General features: G+C 60.9%; 18 protein-coding genes. 7 read left to right on the top strand and 11 right to left on the bottom strand.

Features of this window, described 5'->3' with window-relative positions:
• Window positions 1-52: 52 nt before the first annotated feature.
• The 5 genes from J1G18_RS11480 to J1G18_RS11460 form a co-directional block, all read right to left on the bottom strand.
• Window positions 53-1,381 carry a deoxyguanosinetriphosphate triphosphohydrolase gene (locus J1G18_RS11480; protein ID WP_003226741.1) on the bottom strand — a complete coding sequence of 443 codons (1,329 nt, stop codon included), beginning with the start codon at window positions 1,379-1,381 and terminating at the stop codon, window positions 53-55.
• 76 nt (window positions 1,382-1,457) lie between these two features.
• Window positions 1,458-2,621: an EAL domain-containing protein gene (locus J1G18_RS11475; protein ID WP_096794968.1), complete on the bottom strand. Its 1,164-nt coding sequence runs from the start codon at window positions 2,619-2,621 to the stop codon at window positions 1,458-1,460.
• Window positions 2,622-2,745: 124 nt separating this feature from the next.
• Complete coding sequence (locus tag J1G18_RS11470; RefSeq protein ID WP_027613426.1) at window positions 2,746-3,084, bottom strand: hypothetical protein; 339 nt, start codon at window positions 3,082-3,084, stop codon at window positions 2,746-2,748.
• Entirely contained in the window at window positions 3,081-3,467 is a 387-nt protein-coding gene (locus J1G18_RS11465; RefSeq protein ID WP_027613425.1) for a phage holin family protein, read from the bottom strand. The genes J1G18_RS11470 and J1G18_RS11465 overlap by 4 nt, the downstream gene beginning before the upstream one ends.
• 2 nt (window positions 3,468-3,469) lie before the next feature.
• Window positions 3,470-3,784, bottom strand: coding sequence for a YqjD family protein (locus tag J1G18_RS11460; RefSeq protein WP_003226733.1), 315 nt, complete (start codon window positions 3,782-3,784; stop codon window positions 3,470-3,472).
• 305 nt (window positions 3,785-4,089) lie between these two features.
• On the opposite strand from J1G18_RS11460, the gene J1G18_RS11455 reads away from it, so the two are divergent.
• A complete protein-coding gene (locus tag J1G18_RS11455) occupies window positions 4,090-5,298 on the top strand; it encodes an ammonium transporter (protein WP_027613424.1) in 1,209 nt (402 codons plus the stop codon).
• Here J1G18_RS11455 and J1G18_RS11450 read toward each other — a convergent pair.
• On the bottom strand, window positions 5,295-7,007 hold the full coding sequence (locus tag J1G18_RS11450; protein WP_098964883.1) for a cation:proton antiporter: 1,713 nt from the start codon (window positions 7,005-7,007) through the stop codon (window positions 5,295-5,297). The two genes, J1G18_RS11455 and J1G18_RS11450, sit on opposite strands and share 4 nt — an antisense overlap.
• Window positions 7,008-7,208: 201 nt before the next feature.
• Here J1G18_RS11450 and J1G18_RS11445 point away from each other — a divergent pair, with 201 nt between their 5' ends.
• From J1G18_RS11445 to J1G18_RS11435, 3 genes are all read left to right on the top strand, one after another.
• Complete coding sequence (locus J1G18_RS11445) at window positions 7,209-7,445, top strand: glutaredoxin family protein (protein ID WP_098964882.1); 237 nt, start codon at window positions 7,209-7,211, stop codon at window positions 7,443-7,445.
• Window positions 7,446-7,611: 166 nt separating this feature from the next.
• The gene (locus tag J1G18_RS11440) at window positions 7,612-7,929 is read left to right on the top strand and encodes a transcriptional regulator (protein ID WP_003226726.1); all 318 of its coding nucleotides are present in this window, start codon (window positions 7,612-7,614) and stop codon (window positions 7,927-7,929) included.
• Between the two features lie 81 nt (window positions 7,930-8,010).
• Complete coding sequence (locus J1G18_RS11435; RefSeq protein ID WP_134787002.1) at window positions 8,011-8,901, top strand: pseudouridine synthase; 891 nt, start codon at window positions 8,011-8,013, stop codon at window positions 8,899-8,901.
• 76 nt (window positions 8,902-8,977) lie between these two features.
• Here J1G18_RS11435 and J1G18_RS11430 read toward each other — a convergent pair whose 3' ends face one another.
• Together J1G18_RS11430 and mobA are read right to left on the bottom strand one after the other, a co-directional pair.
• Entirely contained in the window at window positions 8,978-9,199 is a 222-nt protein-coding gene (locus tag J1G18_RS11430; protein ID WP_003226722.1) for a YgdI/YgdR family lipoprotein, read from the bottom strand.
• 78 nt (window positions 9,200-9,277) lie between these two features.
• Window positions 9,278-9,880 carry a molybdenum cofactor guanylyltransferase MobA gene (gene mobA / locus J1G18_RS11425; RefSeq protein ID WP_223007685.1) on the bottom strand — a complete coding sequence of 201 codons (603 nt, stop codon included), beginning with the start codon at window positions 9,878-9,880 and terminating at the stop codon, window positions 9,278-9,280.
• Window positions 9,881-9,962: 82 nt separating this feature from the next.
• On the opposite strand from mobA, the gene moaB reads away from it, so the two are divergent.
• The gene (moaB, locus tag J1G18_RS11420; RefSeq protein ID WP_003226719.1) at window positions 9,963-10,502 is read left to right on the top strand and encodes a molybdenum cofactor biosynthesis protein B; all 540 of its coding nucleotides are present in this window, start codon (window positions 9,963-9,965) and stop codon (window positions 10,500-10,502) included.
• Window positions 10,486-11,712 carry a gephyrin-like molybdotransferase Glp gene (glp, locus tag J1G18_RS11415; RefSeq protein ID WP_223007683.1) on the top strand — a complete coding sequence of 409 codons (1,227 nt, stop codon included), beginning with the start codon at window positions 10,486-10,488 and terminating at the stop codon, window positions 11,710-11,712. The genes moaB and glp overlap by 17 nt, the downstream gene beginning before the upstream one ends.
• A 57-nt stretch (window positions 11,713-11,769) precedes the next feature.
• Here glp and J1G18_RS11410 read toward each other — a convergent pair whose 3' ends face one another.
• Window positions 11,770-12,078: a hypothetical protein gene (locus J1G18_RS11410; RefSeq protein WP_171061883.1), complete on the bottom strand. Its 309-nt coding sequence runs from the start codon at window positions 12,076-12,078 to the stop codon at window positions 11,770-11,772.
• Window positions 12,079-12,396: 318 nt separating this feature from the next.
• Between J1G18_RS11410 and yegS the strand changes: the two genes are divergently transcribed.
• A complete protein-coding gene (gene yegS / locus J1G18_RS11405; protein ID WP_096794975.1) occupies window positions 12,397-13,314 on the top strand; it encodes a lipid kinase YegS in 918 nt (305 codons plus the stop codon).
• Here yegS and J1G18_RS11400 read toward each other — a convergent pair.
• On the bottom strand, window positions 13,298-13,957 hold the full coding sequence (locus J1G18_RS11400; RefSeq protein WP_007969079.1) for a response regulator transcription factor: 660 nt from the start codon (window positions 13,955-13,957) through the stop codon (window positions 13,298-13,300). The genes yegS and J1G18_RS11400 overlap by 17 nt on opposite strands.
• Window positions 13,954-14,847 carry a sensor histidine kinase gene (locus J1G18_RS11395; RefSeq protein ID WP_223007756.1) on the bottom strand — a complete coding sequence of 298 codons (894 nt, stop codon included), beginning with the start codon at window positions 14,845-14,847 and terminating at the stop codon, window positions 13,954-13,956. Before J1G18_RS11395 ends, J1G18_RS11400 begins: the two co-directional genes overlap by 4 nt.
• Window positions 14,848-14,870 lie beyond the last annotated feature (23 nt).

Here is a 14,870-nt window from a genome sequence, read left to right as displayed (position 1 = left end):
GGTATCGCTCATCCGGGCAGTTGCCTGACCCGGTTGAGCAACTTTTTTTCTGTCAGTGGCTGGAACGCCCGGTCATTTCCAGCGCCATGTCACTGGCGTAGCTGTCGGTCATCCCGGCGATGAAGTCGATCATGCGCAGGAACGAGGTGTGCAGCGGGCCATGGGGATCCGGCGCATTGTTGCCCAGCAGATCGAGGATCCGGCGGCTCTTGAACGACGGCGTGCGGCCGCCATGTTGCTCCAGGGCCGCGCCGCAGAACGCGTTGAGGAGGATTTCCAGGGTGGTGTAGGCGCCGATTTCATGCAGCGTCTTGCGTTTGTCCTGGAAGATTTTCTTGCGGGCGATGTCCTTGGCGTTGAGTACGCAGCGTTTGGCCGGGCCGTGCATGTGTTCCACCAGGTCGCCGTGCAGGGTGCCGGCCAGCAGCGCATCCTGTTGCTCGACGAATGCCCGGGCAGCGGCGTTGGTCAGGTGCTCGATGGCCTTGCCGCGCAGGATCGCCAGTTTGCGTCGACGCGAATCCTGCGGGCCGAGCTGGCGATAGGTTTCCGGCAGATCGTCTCCCACCAGACCGAGCAGCAGCGATTCGACTTCCGCGTACTCCAGCAGCTCCATTTCCAGGCCGTCTTCGAGGTCGATCAGCGCGTAACAAATGTCGTCGGCGGCCTCCATCAGGTACACCAATGGGTGGCGCGCCCAGCGCTGGTCTTCCAGTTGTGGCAGGCCGAGCTTGTGGGCGATCTGCTCCAGCAGCGGCAGTTCGCTCTGATAGCAGCCGAACTTGTGTTTCTTGTAGCCCAGCGAGTCGGCGTGACGTGCGGTCCACGGATACTTCAGATAGGTGCCGAGGGTGGCGTAGGTGAGGCGGGTACCGCCGTCGAACTGGTGATACTCAAGCTGAGTCAGCACCCGGAAGCCTTGCGCGTTGCCTTCGAAATTGAGGAAGTCACCGCGCTCGGCTTCGCTCATGCCGTCGAGCCAGCCGCGCCCGGCCGCCTGCTGGAACCAGTGCCGAATCGCATCTTCACCGGAGTGGCCGAACGGCGGGTTGCCGATGTCATGGGCCAGGCAGGCCGATTGCACGACCATGCCCAGATCGCTCGGGTCGCACCAGTCGGGCAGGGCGCTGCGCAAGGTTTCACCGACGCGCATGCCCAGCGAACGGCCCACACAACTGACCTCCAGCGAATGGGTCAGGCGGGTGTGGATGTGGTCGTTACTCGATACCGGATGCACCTGGGTCTTGCGGCCCAGACGGCGGAAGGCACCGGAGAAGATGATGCGGTCGTGGTCTTTGTGGAACGGGCTGCGGCCCAGTTCTTGCGGGCTGTGCAGCGGTTTTCCAAGGCGTTCGCGGTTGAGCAGGGTCTGCCAATCCAAGGCTGGTTCTCTCCGTCGGTGACTGGGATGACTGTTGCCCTAGCTTCCCGGTTCAGCCACACACCTGCAAGCGGAACTACAAGCCCGCGGCATCAATATCGATCAGCAGCAGGCGCTCGCCGTTATCGAAGAACTGCCCGGCGGTCAGGCAATACTGGTTGCTGGTGGCATCGCGGTAGGTGCTGGACAGGGTCAGGCGCCGCTCTTCCCAGCCTTCGGCGAGCAAATGATAGAAGTACGGACGCCATGACCAGTTGTGGCCCAGATAGCGGTTATCGGCGACCCAGCCGTTGTTGCGCCATTCGAGGTTGGGCGTGAGTTGGGTGCCGTGACGGTCGCATTGGTAGAACCGCAGCAACCACGGGAAGGCTTCGAGTTGCGGCAGCGCACTCAGCGGCGCGTGGGCCTGAGCCCAGCTCTGGAGGATCGCCATCAGTTCGCCGAGTTGCTGGCGCATCTGCATCAGGCGCCCGCGTTCGGCCAGTTTCTGCCGCACGTAACGCTGGCGCAGTTCGGCGAAGCGCTGCACGAAGGCGTCGGTCGGATAAAACGCCTCCTGCGCCCGGGCGAACAGGAAACCCTGAACGTAGCGCGAACCGCATTCCAGGGCGAAATTGAGCTGGGCCTCGGTTTCCACGCCTTCGGCGATGATCCAGCAGCCGGTTTTTTCAGCCATTTGCGCCAGAGCCTTGACCACGTCACTGCTCGGCCCGCCCAGTGCGGCAGCCTGAAACAGGCGCATGTCGAGTTTGAGAATGTCCGGCTGCAACGCCAGCACCCGATCGAGCTGCGAGTAACCGGCGCCGAAGTCATCGATGGCGATCCGCGCTCCTGCCTCGCGGTAGCGTGCCACCACTTCGGCCAGACGCTGACCATTGCCGCCCAGTTCAGTGATCTCGAACACGATGCGTTGCGGATCGACGCCGTGGCGCAGCATCTGCTTGAGGCTGGGCAGCGGTTGATCGGCGCGCAGGCGACTGATCCAGCGCGGCGACATGTTCAGGCTGAGAAACCACTCGGCGGGGGCTTCATGCAGTCGGCTCAGGGCGTTGTCGCGGATCTGCCGGTCGAGCCGGCGCAGGGCGATGGCGGGTGTGCGTGGGTCGGCAAACAACGGCCCGACCGAGGCCAGTTGGCCGTCAGGCTGGCGCAGGCGACCCAATGCTTCGACGCCTGCAATACGTCCGGTGGCGGTATCGATGAAAGGTTGAAAGCAGGCGAGCGGTTGCCCGTCGATCACGGGGCCTCCTTAGTCGTTCTTGTTCTGGATGAACCCCGCCGACCGGGTAGGCGCGCGGGATTGAACCTCCGGGTAAAGAGGTTCATCCCGCGGATATTGCAAGAATGTAGCCAGATGCGTCGGCTTAGCGTTTGCCCGAACTCTGCATGACCAGTTTGATCAGTGGCCCGAGGCTGGTGCCCAGCCGTATCAGCCGGGTCAGCCCGCCAACACCGCCGCTTTTTGCGCCTTTGCCGGTGATGAAGCCCAGCAGGGTGACGGCGGCCACGCCCCAAAGCGGCGCGTGCTTGATGCCGAAGCCGCCTTGCAGGTTTTGCGTCATGCCGCGCATGCGCTGCAAGGGCTGCAGCACTTGCCCGGCTTCGTGGCGGATTTCCTGACGATGCATTTCCATGCGCAGGCGGATCAGCGCCTTGCGCATTTCCCGGCGCGAGCTGTTGTGTGGCAGTTCAGGCAGGCTCATGGCAGCAGGCGCTCCCGATCATTGGCCAATTCTTCCAGCGTGCCGTGGAAGGGCGAGGATTCATCGAAGACTGCTGCCTTGAGACGCAGCCCGCAGAAAGCGGCCGCCAGGGTGTAGAACACGCACAGGCCGATGATCGCTGCCAGACGATAGGTATCCCAGAACACGATCAGCACCAGCGTCGACAGACCCACCAGCAACAGCAGGGCAAACACCAGCGCCAGCCCTGCGAACAGCAACAGGCTGACGGTGCGTGATTTCTGCTCCTGCAATTCAATGCCGAACAGTTCGACATGGCTGTGCAGCAAGCCGAGAACAGCGGCGCCCAGACGCCGCGTGGAAGAGGAGGTGCCCGACCCCAGGCCGGATTCGCCGATCGACATGATCAGCGCCGAGTGGCCAGCAGGCCAATCAGGAAGCCCACCCCGGCGGCGATGCCCACCGACTGCCAAGGATTGGCGGACACGTAGTCTTCGGTGGCGGTGACCGCCGCCTGACCGCGATCGCGCAGGGTGTCTTCGGTCAGCTTCAGGGTTTCCCGGGCGCGCAACAGGCTGTCATGAATCTGATCACGCAGCTCATCAGCCTGATCGCCCGCCAGGGACGCGGTGTGTTCGAGCAGCCGCTCGGTGTCGGCGACCAGAGTCTGGAAGTCGTTCATCAGGATTTCTTGAGCAGTCTTTGCCTTGATGCTGGCCATGGGTGGATCTCCGTAAGTGACGTCTGAAGCGTTCGAGTATGAGCCTTGCGCGAAGGTTCAGTACAAATGACTGGTACAGCTTTTGCTATGTCGTGGTGCGTTCTGCTGCCGCCGTGCGCTGTTGGCGGGCGTACATGCAGCAAAACCTTAACTCAAATAATCCTGGTTCGTGTCAGGACATCGACCTTGTGCGCCAAACCGGTTCATCGCAGCTTCATTGCGCAGACCGACCGGTCGCAACTTGGTGCATGAATTGTCCGCGCGAACCGCTTTGGTGCCTTTTTAGCCTTCAGGTCTGCCTCTTTATGGAAAATCTGCAAAGCGCTGTGGACACGCTGGTTCACAGCTCCAACACGTTGTTCATTCTGATCGGTGCGGTGATGGTGCTGGCGATGCACGCCGGTTTCGCCTTCCTTGAAGTCGGCACGGTGCGCCAGAAAAACCAGGTCAACGCACTGTCGAAGATCCTCAGCGACTTTGCCGTTTCGACCCTGGCCTATTTCTTTATAGGCTATTGGATCTCCTATGGGGTCACCTTCATGCAACCGGCGGCGGTGCTGAGTGCCGATCACGGATATGGGCTGGTGAAGTTTTTCTTCCTGCTGACGTTTGCAGCGGCAATTCCGGCGATCATCTCCGGCGGGATTGCCGAGCGTGCGCGCTTCGTTCCGCAGTTGTGTGCAACGGCGCTGATCGTGGCGTTCATCTACCCGTTTTTCGAGGGCATGGTCTGGAACGGCAACTTCGGTCTGCAGGCCTGGCTGACGGCGCGCTTTGGCGCGGCGTTCCATGATTTCGCCGGATCGGTGGTGGTGCACGCCATGGGCGGCTGGCTGGCACTGGCGGCGGTTTTGCTGCTCGGCCCGCGTAACGGCCGTTATCGCGAAGGGCGGCTGGTGGCGTTCGCGCCGTCGAGCATTCCGTTTCTGGCGCTGGGCTCGTGGATTCTGATTGTCGGCTGGTTCGGCTTCAACGTGATGAGCGCGCAGACCTTGCAGGGCGTCAGCGGTCTGGTGGCGGTCAACTCGCTGATGGCCATGGTCGGCGGCACGGTGGCGGCGCTGATCGTCGGGCGCAATGACCCGGGCTTCCTGCACAACGGTCCGTTGGCCGGGCTGGTGGCGATCTGCGCCGGTTCCGACCTGATGCACCCGGTGGGTGCGCTGGTGACCGGCGCGATTGCCGGTGCACTGTTTGTCTGGTGCTTTACCGCCGCGCAAGTCAAATGGCGTATCGACGATGTACTCGGCGTCTGGCCGTTGCACGGTTTGTGCGGGGTGTGGGGCGGGATCGCTTGCGGCATCTTCGGCCAGACTGCGCTGGGTGGCCTCGGTGGCGTCAGCCTGATCAGTCAGTTGATCGGCACTGCGCTCGGTGTGGTGGTCGCATTGCTCGGCGGATTCGCCGTTTACGGCGTGATCAAGGCCTTGCACGGCCTGCGCCTGAGTCAGGAACAAGAGTATTACGGCGCCGACCTGTCGCTGCACAAGATCGGCGCGGTCAGTCAGGACTAAGTTTCCTTGTCGTCGGTGCCGGGGTAAAAGCCATGCAACAGGCGATAGCGATTGATGCGCACCTGGTCGACTTTCTCCTGTACCTGATGAGCTGGCAGACCGAGCATGATCAAGGCGTGGGAGGCGAGCATCAGGCTCGACTCCAATAACTCCGGCACCACTTCGGTGGCGCCGGCCGCTTTGAGTTCAGCCCATTGGCTGTCATCGCGGGTGCGCACCAGAATCGGTATCCGCGCATTGAGCCGGCGCGCTTCCTTGAGAATTCGCAGACTGACATCGCTCTGATCCACGGCGATCACCAGCAGTTTCGCGCGCAACAATCCGATGGCCGTTAGCAAGTCACCGCGCGATGAGTCGCCATAATGCACATCACTTTCCTCGGACGCGGCTTCCTGCACGCGCACCGGATCGTTGTCCAACGCGATGTAAGGTTGATTGGCATTGCGCATGAAGCGGCCGATGGACTGGCCAACGCGCCCGTAGCCGCAAATCACCACATGTTGATCCAGACCGGCATTGAGGGCGCTGATTTCCTCGATTTGCGCCTCCTGATTCGGCTTGCGATGCAGGCGCAGGGCAATTTTCGGTGCCCCGCGCAACAATAGCGGGGTCAGCAACATCGAGCAGAACGTCGCCGCCAGCAGCAGGCCGCCCAGTTCGTCAGGCAGCATGCGGTTTTGCTGCATCTGCGCCATCAATGCGAAGCAGAATTCCCCGCCCTGCGCCAACGCCAGGCCGCTGCGCCAGGCAGTTTCGTGATCGCTGCCGCGCCACTTCACCAAAAGCGCGACGACCGTGCCTTTGATCAGCATCAGACCGAGGGTCAGGCCGAGAATCAGCAGGCTGTGACTGACGAACAGTTGCAGGTCGATCAGCATGCCGATGCTGACGAAAAACACCCCGAGCAGGATGTCGCGAAACGGCCGGATGTCGGCCTCGATCTGATGGCGATAGTGGCTCTCGCCCAACAGCATGCCGGCGAGAAATGCGCCAAGGGCAGGGGACAGGCCCAGCAGGTGTGTCAGCCAGGCGGTCAGCAGCACAATCACCAGCGCCAGCAGGACGAACAATTCCGCCGAGCGCGACGCGGCCACTTCGTGGAACAGCCGTGGCAGCAACCAGCGGCTGGCCAGCAGCAGACCGAAAAACAGCACCACGGTCTTCACCAGCGTCAATGGCAAGGCCCAGTACCAGGCTTGCGTGCTGCTCCCGGCGAACACTGGCACCAGGGTCAGCAACAACACCGCGACCACGTCCTGAAACAGCAAGACCCCGACCGCGTTCTGCCCGTGGCTGCTGAACACTTCGCCCAGGCTGCTCAACTCCTTGGTGACAATCGCCGTCGACGACAACGACAGCCCGGCCCCGAGCAACATTGCCGGGGCCAGCGGCATGCCCAGCAGGATCAGCACCAGCCCGAGCACCCCGGTGCTGAGCAATACCTGCTGACTGCCCAGGCGAAACACCACCTGGCGCAGCGCGATCATTTTCGACAGGGAAAACTCCAGGCCCAGCGAAAACAGCAGAAACACCACGCCCAACTCGGCCACGTCCGGCAGGTGCTCGCTCTCGTTGACCCAGTTGAACGCGGTCGGGCCCACCATCAGGCCCACGCACAGATAGCCCAGCACCGGCGGCAAGCGCAGGCGGCGAAACAGGGCAATCATCACCAGGGATGAGGCGAGGATGATCAGCAGGTTGGCAAACACAAGGCACTCCGATGTCAGGCTCAGGCTTCTCAAGCGTAGAGGCAAAAAGCCCGGGAGCATGGCCTGATTGGCTTTTCTCTGGACTGATTTGCGTCAGGGTTTTGCGTACTGGTTGCCGTGCTCGGGCCTTTGGGCGGCAGCGGCTCGACGGGTTTTCGAGGCAGGCCTAAAATGAATGCTCATTTTTCCGGTTGAGCGATCATGCCTCCTGAATGTCAGTTGTTCGGCACCTTGGGATGCCATTTGTGTGAGTTGGCAGAAGCCGAGTTGATGCCTTTCGTCGAGCACGGTCTGCTGGTCGAACTGGTGGATATTGCCGACGATGAGTCCTGGTTCGAGGCTTACAGCCTGCGGATTCCGGTGCTGCGCCGTGTTGATAATGGTGCGGAGCTGAGCTGGCCGTTCAATGCCGATCAGGTCGTGGCATTCCTGCGCTGAGCCTTTTCTTCGGTGACGCGACATGGCTTTCCGCCGGTCGTGACCGTGCATCCTTCCCTTGGCACTCTGTGGTTTATTCGGTTACTGTATGTGCATACAGTAATTGGGTTGGCCTGCTGCTTTGCATGACTTGAGCAGGTGAATCCGGCAGTCAGAGGGACGAACCGTGGTCAATGTCGAACAGTTGAAGAACAGCGTGAACCGGATGTCGGTTGACGTGGTGCGCGAGGCGGTCCTCGAGTTGCGCCTGGACGGGCTGGTCACGGAGGGCAAGACGCCTTTCAACAAACTGCATTTCAACACCTGTTTTGCCGAGATCGAGGCGCTGTTCCAGCGTGCCGGTTATCACAAGCAGCTGGATGTGGTCGGTTATCAGGGCTTGCTGTACGCCTTGTATGACCCGGGGCGCTGGGAGGCGGTCGATGTGCTGCGCTGGCTCAAGGAATTCACCGAAGCCGCCGCGCTCAAGTCGATCCCGGCCTGAAGCGGGCGGTGGAATCGGCGCTAGGTTCGTATCGCTCAGTGTTGGATAATGCCGACCTGCATTGAGGGTTCGAATTTCCGTATGTCCACACCAACGTTTTCCGCTGCGCAGAATCAGGCCAGCACCCTTTACCTTCCTCCGGGCAGTTGGCCTACCGTCCTTGATTGCCTGTGTGAGCATTTCAGTGCGATCAGTCGCGAGCAATGGATGGACCGGATCGCCCGGGGCCGGGTACTGGATGGGCAGGGACAGCCGATTGCGCTGGATCTGCCGTACAAGGAAGGCCTGCGTATTCACTACTTCCGTGAAGTGCCGGATGAAAAACCGATCCCGGTGGTCGAGTCGATCCTGTATGCGGACGAACATCTGGTGGTGGCGGACAAGCCGCACTTCCTGCCGGTGACACCGGCCGGCGAGTACGTCGAACAGACGTTGCTGCGCCGTCTGATCCGTCGCCTCGATAATCCGCATCTGGTGCCACTGCACCGCATTGACCGGCACACGGCAGGCTTAGTGATCTTTTCGGCTAACCCACATACCCGCTCCGCTTATCAGTCGCTGTTCCCTACGCGGCAGATCGATAAACGCTATGAGGCGATTGCCCATGCGCTTCCGGAGCTGGAATTTCCCCTGGTACACAAAAGCCGTCTGATCGATGGCGAACCATTCTTCCGCATGCAGGAAGGGCCAGGCGCGGCCAATACGGAAACAGCGGTGGAAGTCCGGGAAAAGAACGGTGATCTGTGGCGCTATGGCCTTTACCCTGTAACCGGCAAGAAGCATCAGTTGCGGGTACACATGACCGCGCTGGGGGCGAGTATCTGCAACGATCCGTTCTACCCGGATGTGTTGAAAGACGTTGAGGATGATTACGCCAATCCGCTCAAGCTGCTGGCGCAGGGTTTGCGGTTTATCGACCCAGTGACCGGTGAGGCGCGCGAGTTCGAGAGCCAGATCACCTTGCAATGGTGACGCCACTCACTATCCAGCGCCCATGAAAAAGCCCGCATCAATGCGGGCTTTTCTGTATCCGGTATCGACGTAAAGCTTACAGCTCTTTAACGGTACGAACCTGATCCTTGTTGATGCGGGTCTCTTTGCCGTCCAGTTGCTTGAACTCGTAGAAGCCCGAATCTTCATCGTATTTCGGGGTGTCGACGGCCTGGATTTCGCGACCATCATTCAAGGTGATCACTGTTGGCGACGAGCAACCAGCGAGGGTAGCCAGGCCCAGTGCGAGCATGAAAGTGGCGAGGGTCCGTTGAGTCATGGGTGTGTCTCCGAATGGGAATACTTTTGGTTACTGAGCTTGAGACGTGTACAAGGCGTGAGAGTTCCTTGAATGCTGTCAGTCTGACACAGTGTTGTGCGTATTTAACAGTTCGGGGGTGTTCAGGTTGGCCAGGCGCGGGTCATTGTCCGGGCATTGCAGGGCAGTCGCGCCGAGATTGCGCATGATCCGGCCGGGGCTGCGTTCGCCGGCGTTCCACGCGGTTTCGAAGGCGGGCAACAGGGCGACGGGAATTACACACAGCAGGGGTTCCCAGTGGTCGTCGTGACGCAACATTAAAGGTTTTTCAGGAAACCGGCCGGCGGTTTCACGCATGTCCTGCAACAGCGCGGCCTCGATTTGCGGCACATCGCAGGGCAAGACCAGCAGGTGTGGCTGGCGGGCGGCCTTGAGTCCGGCGAGGATGCCGGCCAGGGGACCGGGAAAATCGCCTTGCTCATCGCTGACCAATTGATCGGCGTAGGCTGCATAACGCTCGTGATTGCGATTGCAGGAGATGATCAGATCGTCAGTCAGCGGTCGGACCTTGCGCTGCAAATGCGCAATCAGCGGCTCACCCTGCCATTCAACCAGCCCTTTGTCCTGGCCGCCCATGCGCTGGCCGCGTCCGCCTGCCAGGAGCAGAATGGAGCAGGGGGGCAATGGCGTATTCGAGGTCATGGCAGCTCTCCAGCGGGGCGGCGAAAAATTCAGGCGCTGTGATATAACACCGGGCTGTTTCTCCTACAACTGGACGAGCCTAATGAAAGCCAAGGCCGATGTACCTTTTGCGCCGCTGAACATTGCGGTGCTGACTGTCAGCGATACCCGAACCCTGGAAACCGACACCTCAGGCCAGGTCTTCGTCGACCGCCTGACTGCTGCCGGTCACCGCTTGGCCGAACGGGTCCTGCTCAAAGATGACCTGTACAAGATCCGCGCGCAAGTTGCCCACTGGATTGCCGAGGACGTCGTGCAGGTCGTGTTGATTACCGGCGGCACTGGTTTCACCGGGCGTGACAGCACGCCTGAAGCCGTGGCTTGTCTGCTCGACAAGCAGGTTGACGGCTTCGGTGAACTGTTCCGCCAGATCTCGGTGGCCGATATCGGTACTTCGACCGTGCAGTCGCGGGCACTGGCCGGCCTGGCCAATGGCACACTGGTGTGCTGCCTGCCAGGTTCGACCAATGCGGTGCGCACCGGTTGGGACGGCATTCTCGCCGAACAGCTGGATTCGCGGCACCGTCCGTGCAACTTCGTCCCTCACCTGAAACAGGCGGCGCCCTGTGAATCCCGTGGGTAAGCCGGGCAAGACCGGCAGCCTGATGCCTGTCGAGCAAGCGTTGGCCCGCCTGCTGGAGATGGCTGAAGCCTCGCCGATTGTCGAACGCGAGTTTCTGCCCTTGGCCGAAGTCGAGGGGCGGGTGCTCGCCGAGGACCTGGTTTCGACCCTGGACCTACCACCCTGGCCAAATAGCGCCATGGATGGTTATGCCCTGAATCTGGCCGACTGGACCGGCGCACCGCTGCCGGTCAGCCAGAAAGTCTTTGCCGGGCAGGCGCCTGAGCCGTTGAAGCCCGGTACCTGCGCGCGGATCTTCACCGGTGCGCCAGTGCCTGACGGGGCCGATTGCGTGGAAATGCAGGAGAACGCCGAAGTTCAGGACGATGGCAGCGTGCGTTTCATCGAAACCATGAGCGTCGGCCAGAACATTCGCCCGCAAGGCCAGGAAACCACGGTGGGTGAGTTGATTCTGGCTGCAGGTACCCGGCTGGGACCGATCGAACAAGGTCTGGCGGCGTCGCAGGGGTGTGCCGGGCTGAATGTGGTACGCAAGGTCCGAGTGGCGGTGCTGTCCACCGGCGATGAGCTGGTCGAGCCGGGCCGGCCGCTGGGGCCGGGGCAGATCTACAACAGTAATCGGGTGGTGTTGTGCAGCTGGCTGCAGCGCCTGGGTTGTGAAGTGATTGATGCCGGTATTCTTCCGGACGATCTGGCGACCACGCGGGCGCGCCTTGGCGACTTGCAGGGTGTCGACCTGATTCTCTCGACCGGAGGCGTGTCGGTCGGTGAAGCGGATTTTCTTGGCATCGCATTGCGGGAAGAGGGCGAGCTGGCGCTGTGGAAACTGGCCATCAAACCGGGCAAGCCGCTGACATTCGGTCATTTTCGCAAGGTGCCGGTCATCGGCCTGCCGGGCAACCCCGCTTCGACGCTGGTGACCTTTGCTCTGCTCACGCGGCCCTACTTGTTGCGGCGTCAGGGCGTACAGGATGTCGAACCCCTGAAGTTTACGGTTCCGGCAGGTTTTGTCTGGCCTGTGGCCGGCAATCGGCGCGAATACCTGCGCGGTCGTCTCGAGCAGGGGCGGGCGATCATCTACCGCAATCAAAGCTCCGGTGTGCTGCGCAGCGCGGCCTGGGCGGATGGTCTGGTAGAGGTGCTGGAAGGCCGCACGCTGGTAGAAGGCGATGAGGTCGGGTTCATTCCCCTGAGCGACCTGCTCGGCTGATCCGCTTCCGGTAATTGCAGGCTCGACCGATACCGCGTCGATGCCTGCATTCCTCTGTCAATGGCTCATCAGTGTGACCAACTGATCGAACCGGCTGTTGGCAACCCATCCCAGCAGTCCCAGGACCACCGCCGTCGCACCCGCCGAATAGGCGAGACGGTGCTTGATGGTCTTTACATCCCCGCGAACTTCGTCCATATCCCGACGAATGTATTTGAGGTGGGTTTCCAGTTCGGTCACGCGCGGTTCCATATCAACTTCTCCAGCGGTTCTGGCGTTCTTTCTGAAATCGGATTTGTGACTGGCGCGACTTTCGTCCAGAGGGGCAACTGGACTATTTGCAATTCTGGCTTCATGGCTTGGCATGGAAATGTCCATCGGCTGTTTCAAATGTAAGCGCACCGGCCTTCCCGTCATCCAGACTGCCAACAGCTCCGAGGGTGTATCCAATCATTACCTGCACATCCTTGTGTTGTTGAATCGAAAATTGATACCACCTGCACAAGGTGAATCAAGGATCGTGTCCGGTCAATTGAGCCGATTCCTCACATGTTGTAAGAAAAAATACCGTCGCGTAGGACGCAACAGGTCAGTCGCTTGAATTAAATGGTGTTCCCATGGCTTTTTTGCCTGCACCAGTGGTCAAGATGTTTCATACCGATTCAATCTTGGGGAGTGACCGTAATGAGTGAACGCAGGGCGCTGTTGATTCTGCATGGCAAGCAGGCACTCAATGAGGCGGTTCGCGCCGCCGTCGAAGGCAAACGCAAGCAGGGCTGGGAATTGGCCGTAAGGCTGACCTGGGAGGCCGGTGACGCTCAGCGTCTGGTGGAAGAAGCACTGGCGAGTGGCTATCGGAAGATCATCGCCGGAGGCGGAGATGGCACGTTGCGCGATATCGCTGAAGCGCTTGCCGCGCATCCGGACGAGGCCAGTCTGGTGCTGTTGCCGCTAGGAACGGCTAACGATTTTTCCCGCGCGGCGGGGATCCCGCTGGAGCCGGCCGAAGCACTGGAAATGCTGGACGTGCCACCGCGCAAGATTGACCTGGGCGAAGTCGGTGGGCAGATTTTCCTGAACATGGCGACGGGTGGTTTCGGCAGCCAGGTCACGGCCAATACCTCTGAAGATCTGAAAAAAGTGCTCGGCGGGGCCGCCTATCTGTTCACCGGTTTGTCGCGCTTCAGTGAGCTGCACGCGGCTTACGGTGAACTGCAAGGGCCGGACTTTCACTGGAGCGGCGAGCTGCTCGCATTGGGCATCGGCAACGGTCGTCAGGCAGGCGGCGGACACGTCTTGTGCCCGCAGGCACTGGCGGACGATGGTCTATTGGACATCAGTATTCTGCCGGCGCCACAGGAGTTGGTGGGCACGCTGAAGAACCTGCTCAGCGACGGCTTCGGCCTCGACAATATGTTTGTCCGGGCCCGTTTGCCCTGGGTCGAAATCAAGGTCGCCGAGGGGCTGAGCATCAACCTTGACGGCGAGCCGCTGGAGGGCGACAGCCTGCGTTTCGAGGCGCGCCCCGCCGCCTTGCAGGTGCATTTGCCGGAGCATTCGCCGCTGTTGGGCGGCGCGGGTTCGATCAGTCGTCCAGACTGATGATCTGTTCGCGCACCGCGAACAGCACCAGACCCGCCACGTCGTAGATCTGCAGGCGTTTCATGATCTGCGAGCGGTGGGTCTCGACGGTCTTGATGCTCAGGCCCAGGCCGTTGGCGATCTCCCGGGTGGATTTGCCGCGTACGATCAACCGCAGGATTTCCAGCTGGCGTGCCGTCAGATTGTGCGAGTCGGCGACTTCCGGCTGGTTTTTCTGCGTGCGGGTCAGCGCCTGGTTGATCACGGTGTGGGCGATGGCCGGGCTCAGGTAGCGCTCGTTATTACGCAAGGCTTCGAGGGCGTGTTCAAGCTCGGTGGCCGTGGTGTCCTTGAGCAGGTAACCGTGCGCGCCGGATTCCAGCGCCTGCATGATCAGCGCCGGATCGGTGTGCATCGAGAGAATCAGCACCTTGCTTTGCGGGCGCACCCGCTTGAGCCGTTGCAAGGCTTCCAGGCCACCGGTTTCCTTCATCGAGATATCCAGCAACACGATGTCGGGCGCCAGTTGCTCGACCATTTCGAGCAACTGCGAGCCGTCGCTGGCTTCGCCAACGACCGCGTAACCGGGAATATCGAGCACCAGAGCGCGCACGCCGGCCCTGATCAGCGAGTGGTCATCCACCAGAAGTAAGTTACAAGTCAACGCATAACCTTATTCGTACTGGCCCGCTCGAGTGCACGGGGCGCCCAGGGGAATAGTGCTTCGATTTGAGTGCCTTTGCCCGGCTCGCTGATGACGTTCAGCGTGCCGCCCAACTGTTCGATCCTTTCGGCCATCCCGGCCATTCCGCGCTGTCCTTCCCGGCCCGGATCCGCGGCAGGCGCAAAGCCTTGGCCGTCGTCGCTGATCAACAGCGTCAGGCCTTTTGGCAAGCGTTGCATGCGGATCAGCAGATTGCTGGCCTGCGCGTGACGCAGAATGTTGGTGACCGCTTCCTGGGCAATGCGAAAGGCAGCGACCGCCATTTCTTCCGGAATGCCATTGAGCCGTTGCTGGCAATCGAGGCTCCAGTGCACCGAGGTGTTCGCCAGGGTCTTGAGCAGGTGCGCGCGCAGACTGGCCTCCAGCCCGAGGCTGGTCAGTTGGCGCGGATTGAGAATGGCGGAAACGTCGCGCACCTTGTTGAGGGTTTCATCAAGGGTGTCGCAGAGTGTCGAGCATTGCGCTTGCAAGTCGGCTGGCAGGCGTTTTTTCAACCATTCACTTTGCAGCTTGGCCGCTGTCAGTAACTGGCCGATATCGTCGTGCAGTTCACGGCTGAGACGGTGGCGTTCGTTTTCCTGGACTTCCAGCAAACGGTCGGCGAGTTCCTGAGGCTGAAACTTGATCGATTTGCGCGACAGTCGATATTGCACCCAGACACAAGCAGTGGCGGCAATATTCAACAGCAGCAGACCCAGTGAGAGCGGAGCAGACAATCCGTAGGTCAGCAGGCTGCCAGCGGCGGCGATGACACTCAATATGAGAGTGAACCGGCGTGCATTTTCCCGGGACGGTGGCCATTTGATGATTGACTTGAGGCTGGCGTACATAACGGATGGAGCCAATGGATGTT

Source organism: Pseudomonas sp. MIS38 (genome assembly GCF_019891575.1).
Classification (GTDB): domain Bacteria; phylum Pseudomonadota; class Gammaproteobacteria; order Pseudomonadales; family Pseudomonadaceae; genus Aquipseudomonas; species Aquipseudomonas putida_A.
This window is presented reverse-complemented; position numbering and strand designations above follow the sequence as displayed.

Coding starts and splice junctions, on each gene's coding strand:
- J1G18_RS11470 (WP_027613426.1), bottom strand. CDS start 3,084: ATGAGCCTGCCTGAACTGCCACACAACAGCTCGCGCCGGGAAATGCGC.
- J1G18_RS11465 (WP_027613425.1), bottom strand. CDS start 3,467: ATGTCGATCGGCGAATCCGGCCTGGGGTCGGGCACCTCCTCTTCCACG.
- J1G18_RS11460 (WP_003226733.1), bottom strand. CDS start 3,784: ATGGCCAGCATCAAGGCAAAGACTGCTCAAGAAATCCTGATGAACGAC.
- J1G18_RS11455 (WP_027613424.1), top strand. CDS start 4,090: ATGGAAAATCTGCAAAGCGCTGTGGACACGCTGGTTCACAGCTCCAAC.
- J1G18_RS11445 (WP_098964882.1), top strand. CDS start 7,209: ATGCCTCCTGAATGTCAGTTGTTCGGCACCTTGGGATGCCATTTGTGT.
- J1G18_RS11435 (WP_134787002.1), top strand. CDS start 8,011: ATGTCCACACCAACGTTTTCCGCTGCGCAGAATCAGGCCAGCACCCTT.
- J1G18_RS11430 (WP_003226722.1), bottom strand. CDS start 9,199: ATGACTCAACGGACCCTCGCCACTTTCATGCTCGCACTGGGCCTGGCT.
- mobA (WP_223007685.1), bottom strand. CDS start 9,880: ATGACCTCGAATACGCCATTGCCCCCCTGCTCCATTCTGCTCCTGGCA.
- moaB (WP_003226719.1), top strand. CDS start 9,963: ATGAAAGCCAAGGCCGATGTACCTTTTGCGCCGCTGAACATTGCGGTG.
- J1G18_RS11410 (WP_171061883.1), bottom strand. CDS start 12,078: ATGCCAAGCCATGAAGCCAGAATTGCAAATAGTCCAGTTGCCCCTCTG.
- yegS (WP_096794975.1), top strand. CDS start 12,397: ATGAGTGAACGCAGGGCGCTGTTGATTCTGCATGGCAAGCAGGCACTC.
- J1G18_RS11395 (WP_223007756.1), bottom strand. CDS start 14,847: ATGTACGCCAGCCTCAAGTCAATCATCAAATGGCCACCGTCCCGGGAA.